The sequence below is a fragment of the candidate division WOR-3 bacterium genome, assembly GCA_026418155.1.
Lineage (GTDB): Bacteria > Hydrothermota > Tepidihabitantia > Tepidihabitantales > CAIPLT01 > JAOABV01.
In genome coordinates, this window is sequence record JAOABV010000021.1 from 1 (window position 1) to 26,111 (window position 26,111).

18 protein-coding genes and 1 tRNA gene are annotated in these 26,111 nt (G+C 36.3%); 4 read left to right on the forward strand and 15 right to left on the reverse strand.

The features are described 5' to 3' along the window. The coding region (locus N2201_03925; protein ID MCX7785361.1) for a hypothetical protein at positions 1-536 on the forward strand (536 nt) is incomplete at its 5' end. An 826-nt stretch (positions 537-1,362) separates the two neighbouring features. On the opposite strand, the gene N2201_03930 is transcribed toward N2201_03925, so the two are convergent. Further along, positions 1,363-1,611 (reverse strand): hypothetical protein, encoded by a 249-nt coding sequence (locus N2201_03930; protein ID MCX7785362.1) that lies wholly within the window; start codon positions 1,609-1,611, stop codon positions 1,363-1,365. A 95-nt stretch (positions 1,612-1,706) separates the two neighbouring features. Here N2201_03930 and N2201_03935 point away from each other — a divergent pair, with 95 nt between their 5' ends. Further along, on the forward strand, positions 1,707-2,348 hold the full coding sequence (locus N2201_03935) for a hypothetical protein (GenBank protein ID MCX7785363.1): 642 nt from the start codon (positions 1,707-1,709) through the stop codon (positions 2,346-2,348). 108 nt (positions 2,349-2,456) lie between these two features. Here the strand turns inward: N2201_03935 and N2201_03940 are convergent, their stop codons facing one another. Together N2201_03940 and N2201_03945 are read right to left on the reverse strand one after the other, a co-directional pair. After that, positions 2,457-4,109: an NAD+ synthase gene (locus tag N2201_03940; GenBank protein ID MCX7785364.1), complete on the reverse strand. Its 1,653-nt coding sequence runs from the start codon at positions 4,107-4,109 to the stop codon at positions 2,457-2,459. A gap of 866 nt (positions 4,110-4,975) precedes the next feature. Continuing rightward, positions 4,976-5,428 carry a hypothetical protein gene (locus N2201_03945; protein MCX7785365.1) on the reverse strand — a complete coding sequence of 151 codons (453 nt, stop codon included), beginning with the start codon at positions 5,426-5,428 and terminating at the stop codon, positions 4,976-4,978. Between the two features lie 473 nt (positions 5,429-5,901). On the opposite strand from N2201_03945, the gene N2201_03950 reads away from it, so the two are divergent. Beyond that, the gene (locus N2201_03950; protein MCX7785366.1) at positions 5,902-6,579 is read left to right on the forward strand and encodes a coenzyme F420-0:L-glutamate ligase; all 678 of its coding nucleotides are present in this window, start codon (positions 5,902-5,904) and stop codon (positions 6,577-6,579) included. A gap of 9 nt (positions 6,580-6,588) precedes the next feature. Here N2201_03950 and hutI read toward each other — a convergent pair whose 3' ends face one another. The 10 genes from hutI to N2201_04000 all read right to left on the reverse strand — a co-directional run bounded on the left by hutI (position 6,589) and on the right by N2201_04000 (position 20,324). Next, the gene (gene hutI, locus N2201_03955) at positions 6,589-7,815 is read right to left on the reverse strand and encodes an imidazolonepropionase (protein MCX7785367.1); all 1,227 of its coding nucleotides are present in this window, start codon (positions 7,813-7,815) and stop codon (positions 6,589-6,591) included. A 69-nt stretch (positions 7,816-7,884) separates the two neighbouring features. Beyond that, positions 7,885-8,949 (reverse strand): PorV/PorQ family protein, encoded by a 1,065-nt coding sequence (locus N2201_03960; GenBank protein MCX7785368.1) that lies wholly within the window; start codon positions 8,947-8,949, stop codon positions 7,885-7,887. A 10-nt stretch (positions 8,950-8,959) separates the two neighbouring features. Continuing rightward, entirely contained in the window at positions 8,960-12,064 is a 3,105-nt protein-coding gene (locus N2201_03965) for a hypothetical protein (protein MCX7785369.1), read from the reverse strand. A 6-nt stretch (positions 12,065-12,070) separates the two neighbouring features. After that, positions 12,071-14,968, reverse strand: coding sequence for a TonB-dependent receptor (locus N2201_03970; protein ID MCX7785370.1), 2,898 nt, complete (start codon positions 14,966-14,968; stop codon positions 12,071-12,073). A gap of 11 nt (positions 14,969-14,979) precedes the next feature. Next, a complete protein-coding gene (locus N2201_03975) occupies positions 14,980-16,047 on the reverse strand; it encodes a hypothetical protein (GenBank protein ID MCX7785371.1) in 1,068 nt (355 codons plus the stop codon). Between the two features lie 78 nt (positions 16,048-16,125). Next, positions 16,126-17,943, reverse strand: a complete 1,818-nt coding sequence (locus N2201_03980; protein MCX7785372.1) for a T9SS type A sorting domain-containing protein — start codon at positions 17,941-17,943, stop codon at positions 16,126-16,128. Between the two features lie 203 nt (positions 17,944-18,146). Beyond that, complete coding sequence (locus N2201_03985; protein ID MCX7785373.1) at positions 18,147-18,767, reverse strand: TonB family protein; 621 nt, start codon at positions 18,765-18,767, stop codon at positions 18,147-18,149. A 53-nt stretch (positions 18,768-18,820) separates the two neighbouring features. Beyond that, on the reverse strand, positions 18,821-19,234 hold the full coding sequence (locus N2201_03990; protein ID MCX7785374.1) for a biopolymer transporter ExbD: 414 nt from the start codon (positions 19,232-19,234) through the stop codon (positions 18,821-18,823). A gap of 35 nt (positions 19,235-19,269) precedes the next feature. After that, positions 19,270-19,677 (reverse strand): biopolymer transporter ExbD, encoded by a 408-nt coding sequence (locus N2201_03995; protein ID MCX7785375.1) that lies wholly within the window; start codon positions 19,675-19,677, stop codon positions 19,270-19,272. A gap of 23 nt (positions 19,678-19,700) precedes the next feature. Continuing rightward, positions 19,701-20,324, reverse strand: a complete 624-nt coding sequence (locus N2201_04000; GenBank protein ID MCX7785376.1) for a MotA/TolQ/ExbB proton channel family protein — start codon at positions 20,322-20,324, stop codon at positions 19,701-19,703. A gap of 333 nt (positions 20,325-20,657) precedes the next feature. On the opposite strand from N2201_04000, the gene N2201_04005 reads away from it, so the two are divergent. Further along, positions 20,658-20,740: transfer RNA gene (locus tag N2201_04005), tRNA-Leu, on the forward strand. Between the two features lie 144 nt (positions 20,741-20,884). On the opposite strand, the gene bamA is transcribed toward N2201_04005, so the two are convergent. Next, positions 20,885-23,230, reverse strand: coding sequence for an outer membrane protein assembly factor BamA (gene bamA, locus N2201_04010; GenBank protein ID MCX7785377.1), 2,346 nt, complete (start codon positions 23,228-23,230; stop codon positions 20,885-20,887). Next, on the reverse strand, positions 23,221-25,653 hold the full coding sequence (locus N2201_04015) for an ATP-dependent Clp protease ATP-binding subunit (GenBank protein MCX7785378.1): 2,433 nt from the start codon (positions 25,651-25,653) through the stop codon (positions 23,221-23,223). Before N2201_04015 ends, bamA begins: the two co-directional genes overlap by 10 nt. Positions 25,654-26,111 lie beyond the last annotated feature (458 nt).

The window sequence follows — 26,111 nt, forward strand, 5'->3', positions numbered from 1 at the left end:
GGCTAAGCTTTATGCCAGGTTCCCGTCCATCCGAAGTAAACCGTAATTTACTATTAATCTTAAGAATTATCCATCATTTACAAAAAGAATATCCTAAAAAATTTGAATATATTATATTAACAGATAAAAACAATGCACATCTGCCTAAAATCCATATTGGAACACAATACAAATACGAACTGATGGCGCATTCCAAACTTATCGTGCTTTGTAGTGGCACTGCCAGCATTGAATCGACAATTCTCAACACTCCTTTCATATCATTTTATCAACTCTCCCCTATTACCCATTTAATAGCAAAAAAAATATTAAAAACACCTTATTTTACTCTGACAAACATAATTGCAAATAAAAAAATCGTCCCAGAATTTGCCCAACCAAAATTTAATATTTTATACGATAGTATTACATATCACATTAATAATGGGAGGCTTTTGAAAGACATTAAAAATCAATTACAAGAAGTAAGCCAAAAACTTGTAATACCTAACTGTGGCTCCAAGATCGCAAGAACCATAATTAATTTCAGTGATTAATTAGCCGGATGCTGATTACCACCCAAAATCCTAAATTTATTAACCAATCCAATAAAGATAAATTGCTATTATTATTCTTTCTATAATTTACTAATTAACCAATTTGCCCAATAAAGATATACTTGCTGTCATTATTCTTTATGTTGTCAGAATAATGTTGTTCAAATTGATAAAGACTATAAATTTGGACCTATATTCCAAACCGAGTTAGCAAATGTTACTGAATCATAGAATAATAACCTAACCTCCCAAAAAACAAATCACAAAATCTTACTAAATCAGAAGGTAATATAACCTAAATTCCAAAACAATCGAACAAATATTTCTAAATCAGAGAATAATATAACCTATGCTCTCAAAAAAGTCACTAAATATTCCTGAAATTGGAGAACAAAATCTAATAAGAGATACACCATGAAATTAATTTGTGGGCTATTATAAGCTAACATCATAGATTTCGTTCGTTTTCTCCAAATTTATTATAAAGTCTTCTGCTGAGAATTTAGTCTTGGCTAGCCGCATCTTAGTTCTTTATTAAGAGTATCATAGTAACGATTACGCAAATGTCAGATGGTGCTTATTTCCTTCTCGAGACACAAAGTCGCATACAAATTAGCCAAAAAATTTTTGTCAAAATCTTTTTAACCAATAAAATAAGTAAAACTTCTTTACCTTATGATAAGAGTTTTGTGCTCGCCTAAACAATCAATTTTTCCTTAATGAGAGTTCAGCGAAAGTCAATTTTGTTACTGAAAGTATCAAAATCATTGAAATACCGTCAATATTTGTGTAAATTCTGTTAAAATAAAGATAAACATTCTTCTTTTTAATATTCCGAATCTTTCTTGCAATTTTCTTTATTATCAATGGTTTCAAGGACTTTTTCAGAGGTCTCATTAATATCTACTATCAAAACACTTTGATTATTAGATAAATCTTCTGAAACCTCATTAATATATACTATCAAAACACCTTGATTATTAAATAAATCTTCTGAAACCTCATTAATATATACTATCAAAACACCTTGATTATTAAATAAATCTTCTGAAACTTCATTAATATATACTATCAAAACTTCTTGATTATTAAATAAATCTTCTGAGACTTCATTAATATTTACTATTCAAACATCTTGATTATTAAATAAATCTAAATACAATTTATCTAATGAAATATCTCTTGTTATTACTTGTCCTCTCGACTATTCTTTGGGCAAAGAACATCCATTGTGATGCTGATACTGACTGTTTTTATCTTCCCCAGAAAATTATCAATACTAATAAAAAGGTTCCTGCCTTATTATACTTAAGTTGCACTGGTGCTGTCAAATCAGATTTAGATTCCATCAAATTCATTGGTGATAGTTTAGGTTGGGTGCTATTTTCTTGTCACAAAAGCCGTAATCACCGTGATGTTTTGCTCAATGACAAAGATATTGTCAGAACTTATCAAAAAGCAATTAGAAATTATCCTATTGATACCACTAAAGTATTTATTTATGGATTTTCTGGTCAAGGTGTCCAAGCATTATTAGAAATGTTTCTTCATCCGACAATGTTCCGAGGTGTTATAACTGAATGCGCCCACGCTCAAGTTTTATTATTCGCTCCTTGGGACAGATTAAAAAATAATTTGATTTTCCTCATATCAAGAGAAAAAGATTGGAATCTCAACGCCAATATTCTGATGCACCAAAAATTTCAAGAGCATGGCATTAAAGATACTATAGCAGTAACTCCAGGCGAACATTCGATTGGAACTGCTCAAGATTTATTTAAGGCCGTAAAGTGGTTAAGACAGAACTACTGATTGCTTTATAATAATATTCGATCACATCCAAATTGTCTAAAGCATAGACATCCACTATTATTAAAAGATTAAATTATTCTTTTAATCTTGTGAGTGCGGTTAAAACATTTAGGTATTAAACGCATTAGTAATGGGCATTCTCCGGCCAAAACCGAATGCTTTAGGCGTAATCTTGATACCTAATGGTGCTTGGTGTCGCTTGTATTCATTATGGTCGACTCGCCGAATAATCTCGGCAACAATTTTCTTATCAAATCCTTTTTTGATGATTTCGTCTTTACTTAAATTTTCTTCAATATAGTAATAAAGGATTTTATCTAAGATTTCATAGGGCGGCAAATCGTCTTGGTCTTTTTGGTTTGGTCGCAATTCTGCGGACGGCGCTTTTTCAAAAATATTTTTGGGAATTAACGAAGTTTTTGCTTGGGCATTAATAAAACGGCACAATTTATAAACTAAGGTCTTGGGAACATCTGAGATTACTGCTAATCCGCCCGCCATATCACCATATAAAGTGGAATAACCTACTGCCAGTTCTGATTTATTACCAGTACTTAATACCAAATAGCCAAATTTATTTGAAAGCGCCATCAGAATATTACCTCTAATGCGGGCTTGAATATTTTCTTCTGTGGCATTAAAAGGTAATCCCTTAAATTGTTCTGATAATGTTTTTAGATAAACTTCATAAATTTCATCAATAGGTATTCTTAAAGGCTGAATTCCTAAATTATGTGCCAAAAGAGTTGCATCAATTTTGGATGATATTGAAGAAAACGGTCCGGGCATAATTACTGCAACAACCCGATTACGACCTAAGGCGGAAACGGCTAAACAGGCGACCAGGGCGGAATCAATGCCACCGGAAAGGCCTAAAATCACCTTATCAAAACCATTCTTGTTAACATAATCTCTCAATCCTAAGACAAGGGCAGAATAGACTTCAGCAACTTCTGATTCTTTTATCTCCATCCTCGATACTTTCTTGTCCAAATCGACTATGATAAAATCTTCTTCAAATCTTTTTGCTCTGCCAATCAGTCTTCCTGTCTCGCTATAAACAAAAGAACCGCCATCAAAAACCAAATCATCTTGTCCGCCAACTAAGTTGGCATAGACAAAGGGCAAACGATATTTCCGTGCTCGGTTTTTGACAAGTGTAGTTCTTAATTTATATTTACCAATATAAAATGGCGAGGCGGAAATATTAACCATTAAGTCGGCTCCTTTGGCAATTAAATTCTTTATTGGTTCGTCATCTCCCCAAATATCCTCACAGATGGTTATACCTATCTTTTGTTTGTTAATCTTAAAAATATTATATTCCTTGGCCGGCGCAAAATATCTCTTTTCATCAAAAATATCGTAATTGGGCAAATAAGTTTTCGCCTGATGTCCGATAATTCTACCATTATTTATAATTAGTCCAACATTATATAGGGTATATCCAGGGAAATGTGCGGTCATTGATACATCAAAACTTATTGGTCTTATAATCTTTTTGCTTGGCAAAACTGTGCCTAAGATTACCGCAATTCTCTTAGAATTCTTAGCAATTAACCTAACATTTTTCATAATCTCTTTAATAAAATCTTTTTTTAGCAATAAATCCTTTGGGGGATAACCACAAATTGCCAGTTCGGGAAATATAATTAAATCAACCTTTTTTGCTTTTGCGCGACGAATATAATCGATAATCTTCTCAGTATTGCCTGATATATCTCCGACAACGGAATTAATTTGAGCTATACCTATTTTCATACTTTTGCCGCCACGGATTATTAAGATTGTATAAGATCTTGGTTCTAATCCGTCTAACCTGTGGTTTCACTACTATTAAATATTAACATATTTATAAGAATTTGTCAAGAGTAAAGATACGACTTAAAAATAAAGCAGATCCGAAGAGTACTGAATATCCGAAAAATAATGATACGATTTTGGTGAAGTTTAGAGATATTATCAATATTTGCGGAAAATCTGATAGATTAAAGATAAACATACTCTTATCTTCCCGTTTTTAATTTTCAGGCCCGCAATTTATATTGATAAACAATTTCTGTAACCGACTCAATTATATCTTCTCTATAACCACGGGCTTCCCTGGGATCTTCGGTCACCTCATAAGTAAGCCGGTCGGCAAGCCAGGGGGCAAGCCGAGGGGCATACCTCTCGGCAACCCACTGGCTTACCTATCCGGTTATCAAATCTATAGAATTTTAGATTGCCCTTCCGGTTATCAAACTCTTTAACTGGTAGATTATCAACAGGATAACAGATGAGGTCGCATAGACTTCTGCCTACTGAGTCAAGCAGACCGGCTATTAAGATAGTCTCATTGGTTGACTGATTAAGATCTTAGGTTTATGATATGTTTAACCCATATTTTAACCCTATTTAGAACCGATATTTAATCTGCACTATCCAATCTCGTAAATATGCAAGGTTCCAGGAATTATAAATATCAAGGAATAGTTTTCTGTTAAAATTAAAGCCCAAACCAAAAGAGTAATTTAAGTCTATTCGTTTATTAATAATATCAGGAAAAGTTCTCCATTCAGTCCTTAATCCACTTCTTTCGTATAACAACTTTGGATTCAACCCTGCACGCATTATCAATGTCGGCATTATCTTATATTCAAACTATATCCTAAATACGATGGTGAATTAAGGTAGTCATCGTAATAATATTTATGATAATATCCGGTTCCCGAATAATTCAATTGATTATGAAAACCAACCGCAAGACTTGAGATAAAAGTCTTAGGAAAAAGAATGGTCAGTGAAGGCAAATTTTTATAATAGGTAAAATTAAGATAATTAGATTTTAACAAAGGAAGTAAAGACGGATTTATTAAAATATCTGTTTCCATGTCTGAGATGATGCCTAAAAAATCATCACCTAAAGCACTTATTCTTAATGAAGGCACAGGAAATCTTGGCTCGTCAGGTCGTTTTGGCATCTCAAAATTTACGCCATCAAAAAACGCATACCCATTATGAACCGGAATCGGATTGCTGATTGTTAAAGTAATCGTTAATACTACTCCACATATACCTACGAAAATTATTTTACACATAATGTCCTCTGGTAAGATTCATTAGTATTGAATACTTACCACCACTACTTAATTAATGTAATTTATTTTCTAATACTTGTCAATGGCATTCTCAGGAGTGTTCTGAAAAAGTGCAACTGAACAAATTGAAAACACAGTAAAATAAGAGCTCAGTATATTAAGCGGCAAAACTTGGCTTTTTAGAGTTCTCCCTCAAAACAGATTTTCTCGAAAACGCGAAAGCAAAACCAAGTATCAATATCGCGACTCCGAGGAATTTCATATTTTTAAGTTTGAAAAGAGATAATTTGGCATACGCTATGCGCGACAATATTCACTTAGAGCCTATTAAAATGCGGGTTTTGATTTTTGAACTTTTCTTTTGTTAATAACCGTTACTTTTATGTCAAAAGATACGGAATCGTCTTGTGGATAGTTGATTTATATATATTTATAATAGTTGACTTATTTATAAATGTAGATATTATTTTATTGTGCAAGAGAAAAATAAGATTATTGAATTTAATGGTAAAAAATACACCATAATACCTGTAAAGACTCATATTATAACGGAACAGGATAATATTGAGACGGTCATCGACAACTACACATCAGCAATTCGTCAATCAGGCGACATTATCACAATTAGTGAAAGTGTCGTTGCTATTAGTCAAGGAAGAGCAATTCCAACTAACAAAATCAAACCCCGATTGCTGGCAAAACTTCTCTGGCGATTTGTCCGAAAAGTTCCTTATGGCATAGGTTTGCGTAATCCTTATAGTATGGAATGTGCGATAAGAGAAACCGGCACTCTGAGAATCCTTCTTGCGGCATTTATTAGTGCGATAACAAAACTTTTAGGGCGTAGAGGTGATTTTTATCGGATTGCCGGCAAACAGGCGGCAATGATTGATGCGCCACACACTGCTGGGATAAAACAATTTTATGAATGTGTCATTATGGGCCCAAAAGACCCAGAAAAAGTTGCTCAAAAAATTGCTGACAAAATTAAATTACCGGTTGCAATTGTTGATGTTAACGATGTTTCTGGCTGTTGGGTAGTTGGCTCTTCAAAAGATGCTAATAAGAAATTGATTGAAATCGCCTTAGATGATAATCCGGCCGGTCAAGGTGATGCTTGCACACCAATTATAATAATTAGACCTGCCTGATTATTTTTATTAACTTTTGTAAATCACAACTCCCCTTTTCATTACAATTTTTATGAGATTCTTGCCAAATTGATATGGAATATGTTTATAATCTGGTACATCCAATATGATTATATCCGCCTCTTTTCCAACTTCAATTGAACCAATACTTTTATCTAATCCCAATGCTTTAGCACTATTAATTGTTGCGCCTCTAATGGCTTCAGTTAAAGTTAAACCGTACAACAAACATCCCAAAGCAATAATAATCGGCATCTGATAAATCATACAAGTGCCAGGATTATAATCTGAACCCAAAGCAATCGATAACCCGAGCCTTCTCATTTCTTCAATGGGCGGAATTACTTTTGATTTTAAGAATAGTGATGTCCCTGGTAAAAGCACTGCCGTAACATCTTGCTCTTTCATTTTTTTCAAACCATTTTTTGAAGGATAAAGGAGATGTTCTGCTGAGATAGCACCAATTTTTCCAGCAACTTCAGAACCTCCGCTACTTTCAATCTCATCGGCATGAATTTTAGGAGTTAATCCGAATTTTTTCGCAACACTAAGGATTCTTAAACTCTCTTTGGCGTTAAAAACAAAATTCTCACAGAAAACATCACAAAAATCACTTAGTTTCTGTTTCGCTACCTTTGGTATCATCTCGTTAATGACAGTTTTGATATAATCTGACTTTTCTATGCCTAAAGGAACGGCATGTGCTCCCAAAAATGTTGGCACAATTGTAATCCGGTTTTGATTTTTCTTTTGTAATTTCTTTATCACCCTTAAAATCTTTAACTCATGTTCTGTATTCAAACCATAACCAGATTTGATTTCGACTGTGGTTGTTCCCCATTTAATGAGTTCATCGATTCTTTTTTGTGCTAAACTTATCAATTCCTTTTCCGATGCCATTTGTGTGTGTTTAACGGTTTGCAGTATTCCACCTCCAGCACTAAGAATTTCCTTATACGATTTCCCTTCCAGCCGCATCACAAATTCATTTTCTCTTGAACCGGCAAAGACCAGGTGCGTATGACAATCAACAAAACCTGGCATAACAACACATCTTTTAGCATCAATTACTTTTGGCTTTTGATTTTTTCCAAAAATTTGATTCAGTTTTGAACTTTGTATTATTTCTGCTATTTTACCATCTTTAATTACAATTGACCCATTATTAATTATTCCTAATTCCTGTCCCGATAAAGTTAAAATCTGACGAGCATTTTTGATAAGTGAGGTCTTCATTTTAGAGGAAAATTATTGAAGTTTTGTTGAGGGGTGCGACTTTCGACAAAGTCGCACCCCTTTTATAAATTAATAATTCACGCTCAGCCCGATACGATGGGAAATTCCTAACCGGCCGACATCGCGATACCCGTAATCAACCCGAAAAGATAAATAGTTAACCGGCTTGACAACAATTCCCGCCCCAAAAGAAATGCCGGTTCGCCATAGAATGTCTTCGGCATATTGACTATCAGTATTTAGAATATAGCCCCCGCGTATAGAAATATTCATAATTGAATATTCAACACCGAAATTTATTTTCTCATTAACATCATTAAAATGGTTAAGGTCACAAGCGAAAGTAAGTTTATCTTTACCGGTAAGAGTAAAATCATTAGCGATGCCAAATCTAAATATGATGGGCATAGGAAACTTTTCTGTCATATAAGATGCTGGAATTGGTTGCCAGGTCCATGGCCATGTCCAATCTTCTCGAGTCTTAACTGTAAAATCTAATTGTCTACCGGAAAAACGAGTATCTGGTCCAAAATTAGCAATTGCCATTGCTAAGCGCAAATTCCGCCAACCGGTATTATAATAAGTTCCGAAATCAAATGCAACAGTTGATGCGGAAAGTTCCCAAACGCGTTCTTGAATAAATTTTACTGAAGTTCCAAAAGCAAATCGGTCAGTAAACATTCGAGCAAAAGAAATACCGGCGGCTAAATCACTCGCACTAAATATTCTACCTGTTCCCTGATATTTATCAATTGTTGTCTCTTCAAAATCTCCAAGATTAACACTAGTTATAGAAACTCCGAGAATACCGAGTTTCGTGGGGAAAACACCAGCTAAGTATTCGTGACGGGTTTCCAAAATCCAATCGATATGATTTATTAGGATTTCACGATTTTTTAGCAAGGCTAAACCTGCCGGATTCCAATAAGTTGCTGAAGCGTCATCCGCAATCGCAACAAAAGCATCGCCCATTCCGGATGCTCTGCCGATGCCGAGTTTTAAGAATGGCATTCCCGCCATTCCCAGTTTAGTAAATACACCGTAAGTAGTCGATGAGCAGATAAGAAGTGCACAAATTACAAAATAAAACATCAATTTTCTAATCTTTGAATCTTTGAATCTTACAGTCATCATTGTCGTCTCCTTAATAGATAATGACAAATTTACCAATCTGATTACCGATTTTAGATTCAATGTGAAAGAGATAAATCCCAGGCGCTGGTTTTTGTCCAGATTCAGATAGTAAATCCCAATCTTCATCACCACCGGCTTGTAAAGGAACATTACCTGAGGCTTGAGTTTTGGTTGCTGAATGTTTTATGGTTTTGATTAAATCGCCCGCAAAATTATAAATCCGAATTGTGCATTCGTCAGGAAGGTTAATAAATTTTATTTTCCGATAATCTGGGTGTCGTTCCCATTCATTACGCACCAAATAAGGATTAGGCACAACTTTGACATTCAGTTTATGGATTGAATCAGATAGTACCATTGGAAAAGAAGCAATTTCAAACTCTGAATATGCCGGAGAGGCTTTAATTCTTCTTGAATATACTATCCAAGTATCTCCGGGTAAGGGCATTAAACGAGAACTAATTGGATATCCAGCATTAAGATTTATCTGTCCGCCGCAAAGTAACAAATACCGCGTTTTGTTAGGTACTATAGTATCTGAGCCAAGAACTTCCGCTGCTGTTAATCCTGCAAAACTCCAACCATCTGCAGAATCCGCATCTGGTGTATTAATCACAGTCTTTGTCATACGACGATAGGGAACAGGAAGATTAAGACTCAAATCAAATACTTCTGCAGTAATTGGTCCACCGGGATATTTTTCCTTAAATACAATCCGAAAATCTGAACCTCGATATGCCCAGAGAACTTTATTATGAATTAATCCGGTAGGAAGTTGTAAGGAATCTTTAGGATAATTTTGTCTTTTTACATCTATACGGTCGAAAAATTGGAAGGGAACTGAATCCATACTAAGAGTAAACATTAAGTCAATAATTGGCATATACGCCTTGGTCGTATCAAGCCGTCTCGAATTATCCGTAGTTTGCTTTACATTAATAATTACTGAGGAATCAAAAATTGTAGGGTGAAAATTCTTTGGTTCAGTTTTATGTCTAATATCAAGAACAAAACTTTGAATCGGCACTATGGTATCACCATTTTGATTTTGAATATAAAACCGATATAGCGGAATTTGAGTGTCGATTTTTCCCACCGGTGATGGAGCGAGAAATTTCAGCAAGTATTTTTCAGATTTTATTGCATAGTTTACTAATGCCTGGGGCTCAAGTTTTAAGTCCAAATGCTCATCACCGCGAAGTTTGTTTATCTCAAATTGTGCTGAAGTATAGTTGGTTGGCTTTGTTCGAGCAACTGCAACTTTAGGTTCTATGCCGGATTCCAAACTTAACCAATTAGTATCTGGTGCTGCTCCCATTGTATTCAAATCGAAAGATGTTACCGCATAATAATAAGGAAATCCTAACCGAATATTAATACTATCAATATAAGCATACTTTAATCCTTTATCGGTAGCCTTTGTTCTAATCGACTCATCTGCAGTCGTATCTTCAAATACAATACCGTCAATCTTGTCGAATTGGTCTAATAAGGTCCAATCACCGACATTACCAGTTTGGCTTCGCCAAACTTTATAGCCTTGAAAATCATATTCACGATAATGCAAATCAAGTAAGGCACGGGAGTAGGGGTAATAGCGGTCCTTAATTTTTTCTGGATAATCATCCCAGATTAATGTGATTTTCCCTTCTCCAGGCAATAAGGTTAAATGAGGTGACTGTGGCGGGTCCGGAGAAATCCAATTGTTATCATAAGCAAGTTGTGCGGCTGAAGACGCTACTGCTAATGGATACAAATCACCAACACCGGAAATTGGATTTGAAGGTGCCGCCATCACAGCAATTGTTACTGTTGCCAATGAGTCTGGTGGTAAATCAAAAGGTCCGGTAGATTGTAAAAATCGTTTATCTGCTGGACTTAAATCAATCGAATCAAATGGAGCATATTCTGGTGATACTTGCCAATAATTATAACCAGCCATTGCTAAATACTGTTCATAATCATTACGCGGGTCACCAGCTTGCAAAGTAAACATCTTATACGAAACCATTCCCAACTGTTCTAATTCCGAAGGTTCGTCAATAATACCATTAGGCTTAATAATTGTTTCGTTGCCAACAATTAGACCGTCAATACCATCAGGTCCTTCATCAATGACACCATTGTGATTATTATCAATGCCATCAGTGAATGCATAAGGACTCTGTAAAAAGTCAAAACCGACATAGCCGGGTGGTGTTGACCAGTTTTCATTAAAGTCGTAATCGTACACATAACCGACATTATCTACGAAAACTGAATCATTCCCTGGTCGATTTTTAATATACTTTCGTAATATTAACCCGCACATATCATCGGTTGAGTTACCAATGTCGGCATCACAAACCATTCCCAGATACACATTTTTCAAAATAGTCTTAGACACATTTTTTACTGTTAGTGTGAAAAATACAATATCCCGATTTTTCGGTAAATTCCAAGAATAGGTTGTCTGATAAACTTCTACACTACAAGGTTTAGCCGGTGTTACATGTTGAGTTCGGTCGCGGTCATTAAATACACACCAAGCGTCCGCAGTTGAAATTGATGTCCGAGGAATCGGATAAAAAAATCCTTTTACTGTATCTGTTGCACTTAAAGGAATTCTCAAATAAGTCGGAAACGAATCACGCATACTGGCAGGAAAATCATTCGGATTTGGTGGCCAATCTTCCGGATAGACATAGATTCTTTCAAATTCACGACCTTCGTATCCCCCAGGCGCATTTTCCCAGCAACCGGTAGTAAATTCACTCTTACCCGAACTTGGATTATAGCCACAAGTAACCAGAGTTTCGCTTCTTGAAGGTCTAACACCAATCCAAATCCCAGCACCGTAAATATACATATTACCGGAACCACGAGGCCATTCACCGCCAGGCGAACCTTTACCATATCCAAAGGTTCCATAATTAGTAATAGTTAATGCCCATTGATTTTTCCGATACCACATAAAATCTTCTTTTCGTTTTCGCTGATGGGAGTTCGTCGCTGTCCGAGCAAATAGAGAGCAAATAGACAACAGCATATAAAATAGTGCAAAAAAGCAAACTGCGGATAGTGGCACATGTTTACGATTTTGGGTTTCTAATTTTTGGTTTTTAGTTTTCATCATTGCCTCCTAAAATTCAATGTCAATGCCGATGCGAATTTGTCTCGGCGGACCAAAGTTCATTGGATTATTATTTCGGTCTTTGCGTGCAGTTTTATAAGCAATGTATTCTTCAGTATCACTGATGATACCATCAGAATTTATATCTCGTGCTGGATGATAAAGCCGAGAATTTATTGTTATATCCGCTTCATTAGCCCATTGTGACGGTGAAAATGTATTGGCAAACCCATCGTCATCAGGTTTACCAGTATATCCATAAACCCATTCAACATTTTTGTTATTGAATAGATTGTAAATATCGCATACTATATTCAGTTTAATTTTCGAGATTGTGAATCCTTTGGAAATTTTGCAATCGGTTGTAAACCGTGCTGGCATTCTAGCGGAATTTTTTTCTGCCGTGCGTCGCCCAGAATTTAATCTATCACTTAATTCCCGGGGCGTATATGGTAAACCTGAACCATAACTCAATAACGCGGTCGCCTTTAAATTTCGTAATGGAATAAAGACAAAATCATAAGGAAAGTCTACACCCAAATCAATCTTTGCAGTATGTCGCTCATCAAAATCTAAAGGATAGTCTCTTTTCGGCGGTTCCATTTCTTGACCAGTCACTGGGTCAACACCATAGGCGTATCGTTCGTAATAATATTCGTAGCCATAGGAAGCAGTTCCTTTTGCTAAAGATAGTCCATAACCAATTCGAGCATCCCAGTAATTTGATAATTGCTTAATCAAACCAATTTCAAAACCTCGCACATTGCCATATTCTTCATTAACAATTGGGAAAAATCCAAGTCTTCCTGCGGGATTATATCGGACACCAATCAAATCATAGATATCTTTATAATAAGCCGTGAAATCACATGCCAAATTTTTGGCGAATAACACTTCTGTACCAATTTCATAAGCAACAGTCTTTTGCGCTGATAAATCGGGATTACCAATAATCATATTGCCTCGCGAATACGCTGCTGAGGTAATGTTATCATAAAGATAACGATACGCTGGAGTTTGAAAGAAATGACCATAAGAAAATCTGAATTTTGCTCTTTCGCCAATAGGGAAAGAAATGCCTACCCGTGGCGAAATTTTTAATTTGGTCATTGCACGAACTAAAGTCGTATCTTCAATATTGGATGGATTTGCTCGTTTATATGCTTTCGGGTCTAAGTAGTCCATTCGTGTTCCGATTCGAACTACTAAATCTTCAAAATCCATTCTGTCCTGTAAATAAATTGCAAGATTTAATGGATTATAGTCATAGGAATCAACAAATGGATTGGGGTCCCATGGTAAGGAATTATACCTTCGGAATAAATAATTCTGCCGGAATTCAATACCCGTTTTAATTTCGTGGATTTTTCCGATATTATGAGTCAGATCGCCTTTAAGCGTATGGACAGTGGAACCATGTAATAGAAAAAACCGATAGTCGCCTTCACCGTAAAAACCACGATATACGCCAAATGGATTATTCATAACTTCATCGCGTTGTTTCTCGTATTTACTCCAGGGCATCCACAACGATTCAATTAGTGTTGGTCTTGCTCGAACTGAATCTAAGGCCTTAAATTGATAATCTTGCCAAAATCGCCAGCCGAATTTTAATCCCATTTCTGCTTCTTTTTCTAAATCACGTACTGCTTGAACTCGTTCATCCCAGAAATATCCATATCGCACTGTATAAAAAGTTGAAGGCGAAAGCATGTGATTAGCACTTATACCGGCTTTCCGCACTCGTTCTTGCCGAGACATAAAGTGGTCAAGATGATACTTAAATTTCAAATGGTCTTCACCACTTGACCCTTCTCTTTCATACGGATAAAGTTCCCATTGGTCACGAGACAAAAAGCCATCCGCAGTAAGTTTTAATCCAGACATTAATGGTATTGAATAAGTAAGTTTTCCGGTCACTTTATAGTCTTGCCGGTTATGATGAGGTAATTTATGTTTTCGTGGTTCATAATCTTCAGCAACGAATACTTCGCCTGAGGCAAAATATCTCAGTTTCGGAATTGGACTTGGTCCACCGATTGAGAATTCGCTGCGATTATAACCAAAATTTACTGAATGTGGCATAAAAGCATCCGTAGTATGTTTTATACGTGTTCGCATCTTATCAGCACCTTCCTTAGTGATGACCTGCACAATGCCTGACATCGCTTCACCGTATTCCGCGTCGAATCCACCAGAAATTACCAAAACTTCAGCAGTCGCCTGGGGATTGACGCGCGCAGCCGAATAGCCATAAAGTGGATCTGAGGTTGAGATGCCATCAACAAAATAGACAATCTCATCCGGTCTACCGCCACGTAAATGAGTTCCGAATGATGGACTAGTAACCACACCAGGTGATAAATTTACGATTGCGCCCAGTGTCGCTACCGGTAATTTATCAAACTGGTCAGTCGTAATTACTCTTTGAGTTGAAGCCTGTGTTCTCACCAATAATGGCCTAGTCGCTGAGATTTCAACTGCACCAACCGGTATAACTGTGCTCTTTAATTCAAAATTTACAGTTACTGTTTGGTCTATAATTACTAAAACATCTTTCATTCGTTGTGGTTCATAGCCGACATAAGAAGCAGTTAATGTCTGAGTGCCAGCCGGAACATTGGTAATTAAGTATTCGCCTTTCTCATCAGTTGCGGCACCAAGTGTCGTTCCTTCAACTATTATATTCACACCAGCTAAAGGTGTTTTTGTTTCTATATCAACAACTCGACCCCGAATTCGACCAGTCTCGGCAGCAAATAAACCACTTACTGCAACCAGCAAAATACACACTGCTAAATAGCGAATAACGAATAGTGGAAAGCAAATGGTATTTTTGGTTTTTAATTTTTGATTTTTAATTTTGGCAAAATCGAAAGTCAAATCTTTGAATCTTTTAGTTTTCATTGTCGCCTCCTTTATGGTATCACTCTAATCGGTATTGCCCAAGTAGTCGACTTCCACTGGGAATATGGGTAATATAGATTTGAACTAGGTAGGACCTCAAAATATAGATGTTTTAATCCAACAGATGAAAAAGTCACGGTCATTTGACCGGTTCCTAAAGATTTTGTAATATTATATTTTGTCGTAACATAAGGTAAACCATAACTCATAAAGAAATAGTTCTTTTCAGATGTCGAATCGGCTAATATCTTAACATTAATTTGTTGGTCTTTATGAATTGTAAAGATTGAATCCTTTGACTTAAGATTTAGAACACCATAGCGACCAATGCTTGAAAAAGAATAGAAGGTATCGCTACGCTCTGGACGAATGAACGTCACAAACTTTACTTTTGGTGCCTCAGCACTACTTGGTAAATACATAGCAAATCCTGTTAGATATTTTAACTTGTAACTGGTTTGAAATTTTTCTTTTCTCAATTCTAATTTTCTTGCGGTTGTGAAATGATAGACTTTTTCTTCTTCTTCGGGATAAGCAAAACCTTTTTTATAAAATGTATCCAATTCCCAAATAGTTTCCCAAGGTGTCACATTTGTAAATATAGTGTCAATTCTGAATTTCACAATCCAGAGACTATCAAATCGTAAAGCTGAGATACAATTTCTGGTTGAATCTTTATAAGTAACAAAGCAAAATGTATCTTTAGTTTGAAGTGTATCAACTTTCACACCAAATATCATCTCATCAATATGCAAACTATCACCAAGTTTTTCATAACAAGATATTAAATGTGCAATTTTCACAATACTATCACCAGTTCGTGAGATAAAGTCATCACTTGTCAGTGGGATCGAAATATCTATAGTTCTCATCAATGTATCGCCTGATGTTTTTTTCAAGAAATGGAAACCATTAATTGAGTCTCGCCAAAGTGTAAGTTCAGCAAGTACTGCCAAAGAATCTTGTTCTGTCCACCATGGCCAGGGAGGAGGTGGTTTTGTGCCACAAGAAAATATCAGTAATAAAAAAAGACCAACAAATAACGAGGAGATTTGACAAAAAATATATTTTTTTCTCATAAAACCTCTTAAGGAGAATATGTGGGGAAGCATAAGGGGTGCGAGCGGAAATTTAACTCGCACCCCTTATATATCTTTTTAATTAGTTCGAATTAGTTTTTTCGTTACAGATTTTTTCGGAGTCTTAAGTGTGTAGAAATAGATACCGGCTTCTACCTTTTTACCCATATCGTTTCTACCATCCCATAAAACAGAATATTCGCCGGCTGGTTTTGTTTCGGAAACTAAAGTCTTTATTACTCTGCCTAAAACATCATAAATAACCAAGTCAGTCTTGGCTGTTGTTGGCAGAGAATAAGTGATTTTTGTCGCCGAATTAGAAGGGTTAGGAATTGCTGGACTCAGATTAAAATTATAGGATTTTATTGCTGAGGCATCTTCAATACCAGGTGCTGGGTCGGGAATTTGGCTCTTATGGACACGATGACAGACAATCGGATTACGAGATGCTCGGCCTTGATTTTGTACGACCGAACCAGCTATTGAATCAATCATATAGGCAACAATGACCGTATCGTTGACTACACCACCTATACAAGGATACCTTTTTGAAGTTTCATCACGATTATTTAATCGAAGTGGTGCACCCCAAGTTCGACCACCATTGAATGATTTTGCAACATAAACATCTGCTCGATTATAACCAGAAGTTGGGTCAACATTTGGTAAAGAATCAAATTCTTCCCAACAAGCATAGAAATTATTAGTTCCAGGTTCTTGGACTAACGAAGGACGACATGCCCAAATATAATTAGAACCGCCACCTGCAGTTAGTGTGTCAGTGTCTGCACGGCGAACAAGACTCCAGGCAGGATTATTAGTTGGGCAGTAATGCCAAATTTCAGCCGGTAGCACAAGCGGCAATGTGTCATAAAATACCGCATTAACCGCTGCCATTATGTGTAAATTGTCTTGGCTGTCAAACATCGGAAATAATGAAGTAATGTGGTATGATGGCTTGGGATTTTCTGGATAACCTGCAAATGCTGGCGGAAATGGCATTAAAACCGGCGGTTCCCAAGTAAGCCCTCCATTATTTGATATCCTATAATATGCTGAATCAACAGGTGCTGCTAAGCCGCCTGGATGTTCCCATTGTTCCCAGGTTATAATTACTTTATTTGAAGTTTTAGAAGCAAAAATGTTATGTGCAGGACCATAAGGTTGGGGCATTGGGTCAACAATAATAATTGGTGTGGACCAGGTGTTCCAGGGCTGAACTCTTGTATAACACAAAGTATCATCATAATCACCAACCGGGTCTTCTTTTATACAGGCAACATGAATTGCCTGATTATTTGTAACTCCACAAGGAGGCCATAAATAACCAGTTGGTCCAGTGCTGGTTTCAAAAATACCACCGCCAGGTGATTGATCTCTACCTGCAACTGGTGTGAGACGACCACCAATTGATTGGTGGGCTACACAATGCCAACATCCAGTAATTGGATTGTAGTCAAATCCGCCGAAACCACTTCTCGCAGAATATATATTCATAGCCAACACTTCCCAGGTTCTTGATGCAAAACTATAGAAACTATACTTTTCATTTCGGTCAGTATAACCAGATGCTTGTTCACTTGCCATCCAGCCAATATGAATACCATTAGCAATTGGGTCAGTTCGACACCAGGTATAAACCGGTCCATTAAACTGCCAATCGTAAGTAGTATAACCTACAACTTCGCGTCTACCTACCAATAAGTTCTCGCTTGCTGGAGGAGTCGTAAGTTCAGGCAGTACTTTTAGTGCAGGTAATCTTTGATTAGATACATCAGCACTATTATTCGGAATAACACCTTCTTGCACACGGAATTTTTTGATATCGGTTTTTGAGAGATCAATAGCTACGCTTAATGTAAATATTACTAATAACAACAATACTAATTTCTTCATAACTGCCTCCTAATATTTAGTTTACCCGTTTTCCTGTCATTCTATAATTTCGCACTTTATATGAAAATGCACTGAACAAATGACAGAAAGACAGGATATTAGATATGTCAGATATTTTTAAATGGTGCCTCCTTGGACCACATGGTCCTACCCATTTAAGGGCGTCTTTATGGATTTTAATATTTTTTTTCATTTTTAGCCAGTTATTTTGTACCTGTTAGAGTAAATTTGAATGGTATCGAAACCCAGACTCGGACGAATTGGTCTCGTTGCTTAGCTGGAGTAAATGTAGCCTGCCGCGCCGCTTCTAGTGCCGCTGCATCTAATGAAGAGTTGCCCGAAGATTTTAAGATTTCGACTTCGATTATCTTACCATCAACATCGACCAATGCTTTAACCACAACTTGTCCTTCAATACCTGCGGCTCTTGCCAATTCCGGATATTGAGGTTTAGGAATATATTGAGGTTGAGGTTTTACTTCTACAACCCAATAGGGCACAATCGGTATGTCAGCTTCAGTAACCTTTTTGGTTATTTCAGTAAATTCAGTTTTTTCAATTGTTGTTGCTTCAACTTCCTCAGGGGTCTCGGCGGCTACTGCCAGTTTCGGCCGTTCAATTTTCGGCGGCTCGGCAATTTTTTCTAACTCCGGGGGCAGTTCTTCAGCAATTGTCGCGGTCTCTTTACGCAATCGGTATACCCCACCACTTAAGAATTCTCTCGGTAATGCTAAAAATAAGATATTAGTAATGATTAGGGCTAAAATAAAACTATATCTTAGATATATCGCATAATACTGGTCCCAATCAAACACTCTTTTCATAAATATCTCCGTAAAAAGATAATTCTATTCATCTGTTTTCTAATTTAATTAAACTACTTTTTCTCGAATTCGGTTGCAAAGGTAATCTTTAATGCGCCGGCTTCTTTTAAGGCTTCAAGCACATCATTAACTTTACCGTATTGAATTTCTTTGTCTGCCCGCACTACCATAATCAAATCTGGATTATCCGCAACTTTATCTCTGACAACAGAAACGATGCTATTAATATCCATAAGATTATCATTTATTGATATTCGCTCAGCTTTATCCAACCATACATGGGCAACATTTCTTCGCTTCATTATCCGTTCAGTTGCTTCCGCACTCGGTAAAGTAATCTTCAATCCAAACTCAGTTCTAAACACAGTGGTTAACATAAAAAAGATAATTAGAAGAAACGCGACATCTGCTGTTGACGCGGTTGGAATTTCATTCTCTACTCTCTTAAATCCCTTGAGTCGTTTCATATATTATTCCTCACTCATTAAACTAAAGAGATAAATTATCCCTCTTCTTTTACCGGTATCAAACTGATCTTTTCAGCTCTTGCCAATTTCAATTCATCAAACACATCAATCATCGTCTTATAAGGAGCCGAGCGGCTAACACGCAAAGCAATCACTAATTCCGGATTAGCCTCCAATTCCGATTTAACAATATTTTTGATATCAGCAATCGTGACAATCTTATCTCGGATTAAAACTTCACCTGCTGGGTTTACTGAAATCGTAAGGATATTTTCCGATTTAATCTTGACCTCTTGCCCTTTTTCTGGTAAAACAATTTTTAGTCCTTTCTCCCGACTGAAAATTGAAGTTGTCATAAAAAAGATAATAATGAGAAATGCAATATCACCCAAAGATGCAGTTGGAATTTTCGGACTATATGTTTCTCGTTCACGAACTTTCATATGTCTCACACCATTTTGTTATCTTATTTAGGCGTGCACACAAATTTCTCTGCCAGATAGTCGATTAATGTCGTTGCTGAAGTTTCCATATCTCGTGTATAAGAACTAATTCGGCTTTGAATCAAGATATAAACAATAGACAAAGGTGCTGCTATAATTAAGCCCCATTTAGTTGTAATCAAAGCTTCTGATATACCACTAGCCACAACTGTCGGTTCAACTTCGCCAACAGCGGCAACTGCGGCAAAAGCACGAATCATTCCGGTGACCGTTCCTAAAAAACCAAAGAATGGGGCCACAGTGATAATACCGCCTAATAAACTCATACCTCGGTCTAAAAAGGCAAGTTCTGAAGTACCGGCTCTTAATACCGCATCTTCCATTTCGGCTCTACCAGCTGTTGCTTTTTCTAAAGCCGCCTTAAGAACCTTAGCAACAGGCGACATTGTCTTGTCACATAATTCATGACCTGCTTTAATACCATTCTTTTCAATCGTTTCAATAAGTTTGGCAACAAATACTTTTGAGTTAAGTCTCATCTTAACGAAAATAGTATATATTCTTTCGATAAGCAATGCCAAACCCAAAACGATGCAGGCAAGTAGAAACCACATGATACTTCCACCGGCAATAAATTCTTTTACCATTTATGCCTCCTGATATTTTTAAAGTTTAACATAATGCATAAGCGATAACAAATATAAAATTTCTTATATACAAATAATTTACCAAAAATAAAAGACTTGTCAAGAAAAAAAATAAACTCGTAAAATCTAATGCCTAATTGCCTCAAGTCTTGATATTTTTGTGATTGCTCTGAATTATTAAATAAGTTCTCTGAATAAATCACTTGTTGCCACAATATATAGATATTCTGTATATTCTCAATTTTTTGCAAGTTTATGTGCAGAGCATTTTCAAGCACGCTCCTTAAATCCGCCCTTGACAGATTAGTAATTAAAAAGTATTGTAATTTAGATGCCGAGGTGGCGGAATTGGCAGACGCGCTAGGCTCAGGACTTAGTGGCGAAAAGCCGTAGGGGTTCAAATCCCCTCCTCGGCATTTATAATCTCTAACCTATCCTCTAATTTTTAACAGTTAATTATTATATTGACCGATGTCATCTATGCAATCTGTGTGGCATAAAAATTCTGAATCAAAATCCAGGTGATAAGTTGAAGATTGTTTGTGACTCAGTGGTAGTCTTTAGAATGTTCTACCGATTTGAAAGTGTGGTTCCCATCGTCCTTTACCATCCCGGTCAAATCCATACCCAAAATCAAATCCGATTAATCCTAACATTGGAATTTCTAATCGAACACCAACACCAACGCCTCGTTTCAAATTGGATATATTAAAATCCTTAAAAGAATTCCAAGTGTTGCCCGCATCAAAAAATGTTAAAAATGCCAATTGGGGTGACGGTCGAAATTTATATTCTAAAGAATAAATCGCTAATGCCTTACCACCAATATTATACCCACCTTCACTAACACCCAAAGAGCGGTCTGGGTAACCTCTAATACCATCCGCACCGGTTCCGCCAGGATAAAACCTCTCATAAATCGGTATGGTATCATTTCTTGAAAATCCTTCAATCACTGCAAACCGCGTACGAAACATCAAACTGAATTTCTTAAGCATCGGAAAATAAAAACTGGCATCGAAAATATGTCGATGAAAATAGATATCAATAGTAGATAATTCTAAAGAATAAGCCAAAATCGACCCAGACAAAGGATTATAAATATAATCTCGGGAATCTCTTATGAATTGGACACTTGGTGTAAATGTTGTTCGATGAATCGTATCACGATAAACATTGTTATAACTTGTTGGCGCATATCCTTGTTGAATTGATTTAGGTGGCACATATGCGTCACTCAAACCAACTCCCCAATAAATACGCGAATAATCAAGCATTAAAGGCCGGGAGAAGTTAAATCCAATACTTTTTTCCTGTTTTTCATAATAATCATAAGTACGGGTTAAATAAGACAAATTGAATCCAGCAGATACCGGTTTATCGAAAAGATATGGTTCGTTGAATCCAATTTCTGCATTAGTCTTCTTTCCGCCTTTTTCAAACTTTATTGCTAATCTTTGACCTTTACCAAAAAGATTGGGTTGGGTTAATTCCAGATAGCCGGTTAATTTATCCGTTGCCGAATAAGAGACACCTGCACCGATTGTGCCAAACGAACTCTTTTCTTTTACTTGATATATTAAATCAATTTCATTATCTTCTTCAGTTCTGCGATAATCAAGTTTGACATCTTCAAAAAACCCAAGATTAAAAATATCGCGTTGACTGCGGATGACTTCTGACCGTTTGAAAAGTGTTCCAGGTAATGTGCTAATCTGGCGTCGAATTACTTTATCTTGGGTTCGTTCATTTCCTTCAATAATTACTAAACGGATTCGAGCTGGATTTCCCTCAGTAATAGCGTATTTAATGTTGACCGTATCATCTTGAATCTGTTCAATCGGAGCAATTTGGCAATAGATGTATCCTTCTTCTGAATAAATACTATATAATTCTGTGAGCGTTTGATTAATCTTAGTTGAATTATAAACTTGCCCTGGTCTGATTCGTAACCCAGCAATTAATTCTCTCTCACTAATTGCACTGTCACCTTCAAAAATAATATCGCCAACATAATATCGTTTACCTTCAGAGACTTTAATCTTGATATTTAACCATTCTTGATTCTCCTCAGGTATTAATGCATAATCCTCAACTTTGGCATCCAAAAATCCTTTTTCTTTGTAAAAATTAACGATTCGTTCTAAATCATTTTTAAATTCCTCTTCTTTAAAAAGTCCTTTTCGATACCACTTCTTTTCTTTGTTGACTAATTTTCGTTTTATTGTTCTATCAGCAATAGCATTATTTCCTTCAATCTCAATATGTTTAATTCTGACTCTTGTACCTTCCTCAATTTGGAAATTTACTATTATCCGATTATTACTATCCGGCAGTGATCTTTCAACCTTGATATTAGTTAAAATAAATCCCTTTTCTTTATATAAATCCCGAATTTTGGTTTGCCAGTCAAACAATTTTTGATTAGTTAAAACCTCGCCGATTTTTATATTAGTTTTTTCTTTTAAGTCTTTAGTTTTAATCTTATTATTGCCGAAAAACTTATAATCTTTAATAATTGGATATTCCTGAACCACAAAGCGTACAATTACGCCATCAGCAATACGAGTCGTATCAACTTCAATCGTTTCATAAAGTTTTAATTGATATATCTGTTGAATCGCTGTAGCCAATTCCTGTTTATCAAAACGGTTTCCTATCTTTAAACCGGAAGTTTTGATAACTAATGTTGAGTCAGTAAATTTGGTTTGAGCACTAAGACCAATGATTATTGGCGATGTTTCGCGGGCAATGATTTCTGAAATACAAAAGATAAGACTAAAAAGAGTCGCAATGACTAAAACAACTGATGATTGTTTCGTTTTTATTTTTTGATTTTCTGTTTGAATTCTACAGACTTTTGTGGTTTTATTGAAACCTTCAGATAACCTAAAATTTAACTGCATTTTTCAACCGCGGTCTCCTCGGCAGTAAATATTAGTCGGTCGCCGTCGCGTTCGATTCTTATGGTTGTGCCTTCGGGAAAACGATTCTTTAGAATTTCTTCAGATAGCGGGTCTTCTAATAATCTCCGCATCGCTCGTTTAATAGGTCGAGCACCAAATTCCGGGTCAAATCCTTGTTCAACCAATAAATCTTTAGCACTCTTTTGTAATTGCAAAGTGAGTTTTTTATCTTTAAGTCGCTCAGCAATTTCGCGCATTTGGATGTCAACAATCTTTTCCATTTGGTCCCTATCCAGTGGATTAAAAACAATAATTTCATCAACGCGGTTTAGAAATTCCGGACGAAAAACTCTTTTTACTTCGTTGAGTAACTTCTCTTTTATCTTTTCGTAAGACTCCGCCACTGATGGTGATTGGAAACCAAGCGTCATTGATTTTTTAATTTCGGCCGTAGCAATATTTGATGTCATAATAATGACTGCATTCTTAAAATTCACTCTTCGGCCTAAAGAATCGGTCAATTGACCATCCTCAAGAATTTGCAAAAGAATATTGAAAACATCGGGATGGGCTTTTTCAATTTCATCAAACAGAATTACCGAGTATGGTTTACGCCGGACTTTTTCTGTAAGTTGCCCGCCTTCTTCATATCCAACATATCCTGGTGGAGCTCCGACTAATCGTGAAACATTGAATTTTTCCATATACTCACTCATATCCAACCGGATTAGCGCATCTTCATTGCCGAATAAGAATTTTGCTAAGACCCGAGCTAATTCCGTCTTACCTACACCAGTTGGTCCTAAAAAGATAAAAGAACCGATTGGCCGTCTTGGGTCTTTAATCCCGGCCCGACTGCGTCTGATCGCCTTAGCAATGGCTTGAATCGCCATATCCTGACCGACAATTCGCTGACCAATCTCTTCTTCCATTTTCAATAAGCGGTTTTGTTCATTTTCTTCTAATTTAGTAATTGGTACTGATGACCATGAAGCGACAACATAAGCAATATCTTCTTCAGTAACAACTGGGAAATTACCTTCTTTTTCCCATTCCTTGCGTTTCTTTTTCAAAAGGTCGATTAACTTCTTTTGCTCATCACGCAACTCCGCGGCTCGTTCAAACTTTTGTTGTTTAATTGCATCTTCTTTACTTTTACGAATTTTTTCGATTTTCTTTTCCAGTTCTTCTAATTCAGGATTGACGGTTGACCTTAATAATTTAACCCGCGAGCCGGCTTCGTCCATAACATCAATTGCTTTATCTGGTAAAAACCGGTCGGTGATATAGCGGTCAGCTAAATGAACTGCTGATTTTATGGCCGAATCTGTATAAATAACTTTATGATGCAACTCGTATTTTTCTTTAAGCCCCATTAAAATCTTTATCGTCTCCTCAACCGATGGTGCTTCAACAATAATTGGCTGGAAGCGTCTTTCCAAAGCCGAATGCTTTTCAATATAACGACGATACTCTTCAAAAGTAGTGGCTCCAATGCATTGTAACTCACCACGGGCTAAGGCAGGTTTTAAGATATTAGAAGCATCGATTGAACCTTCAGCCGCACCAGCACCAACAATCGTATGCAGTTCATCAATAAACACAACACAATCACCTTGAGTAATGATCTCATTTACTACTGCTTTTAGTCTTTCTTCAAACTGACCACGATATTTTGTGCCCGCAACAATTGCGGCCATATCTAATGCCAAAACCCGTTTATTTTTAAGGACACCGGGAATTTTACCTTCAACAATTCTTTGTGCTAAACCTTCCACTATCGCAGTCTTACCAACGCCGGCTTCACCAATTAACACCGGATTATTTTTTTTACGACGGGCAAGAATTTGAATTACTCGTTCGATCTCTTTTTCCCGACCAATTATTGGGTCAAGTTTATCTTCGCGGGCTAATTGAGTTAAATCTCGTGAGAAAAAGTCCAAGGCAGAAGTTTTACCTTTAGTTTTCTTTTGAGGTTCGCCTAATTCACCTCCCAAAAGTTTGATTGTCTCTTGACGGGCGATGTCAAGATCAACTCCTAAAGATTGCAATATTTGGCTGGCAATACTCCTCTCTTCACGGATTAAACCCAAGAGAATATGTTCTGTGCCAATATAAGAATGATTCATTCGCCGCGCTTCATCCACTGCCCAATTTAATGCTGAACGCGCTTCTTGGTTTAAGGGAATTTCACCTAAAACTATAGTTTTTGACCCAAAATTAATTGCATTTTCTACTGCCCGACGCAACTCATCCAGATTAATTCCAAGATTGATAAGGACCATTGCGGCAACTCCTTCGCCTTCTTTTATAAGACCTAAAAGAATATGTTCTGTGCCAATATAGTCATTGTGCATTCTAATTGCTTCCTGCCTTGCTAAAGCAATAACCTTTCGTACTCGTTCGGTAAATCGTTCTTGCATATAACTATTTTATAATATTTATCAATAATGTCAATAATCAAAATTATTCGTTTTGCTAATTGTGCGAGTTGTTATTAGATAATATAATATTAATATAATTAATGTATGCGGTTTTTAACAAATAAGACCAACAATTGGAGGCAAAGTCTTTATAGAAAAACTACACAAATTTCTCGACGCTACTAATTATAAGCGCTCAACCAGATAGTCTATGCAGTTCTATAAACCTTGAGAAGCAGAACTTGAAGTAAAAAGAATTTGCACAAAAACTTACCCCTAATATTGGGAACAGATTTTGACAAGATTTTATTAAATGAGAGCACTGAAAATGTGCTCTGAACTTACAAAAGACCGAGAATACTCAATGAATATTGTATCCTCGTGGAAAAAAATTTTTTGTTCAGGGCTCACATTAAATTTTAATATTACAAAAAAGATACAGAGGTATTTAAACATTC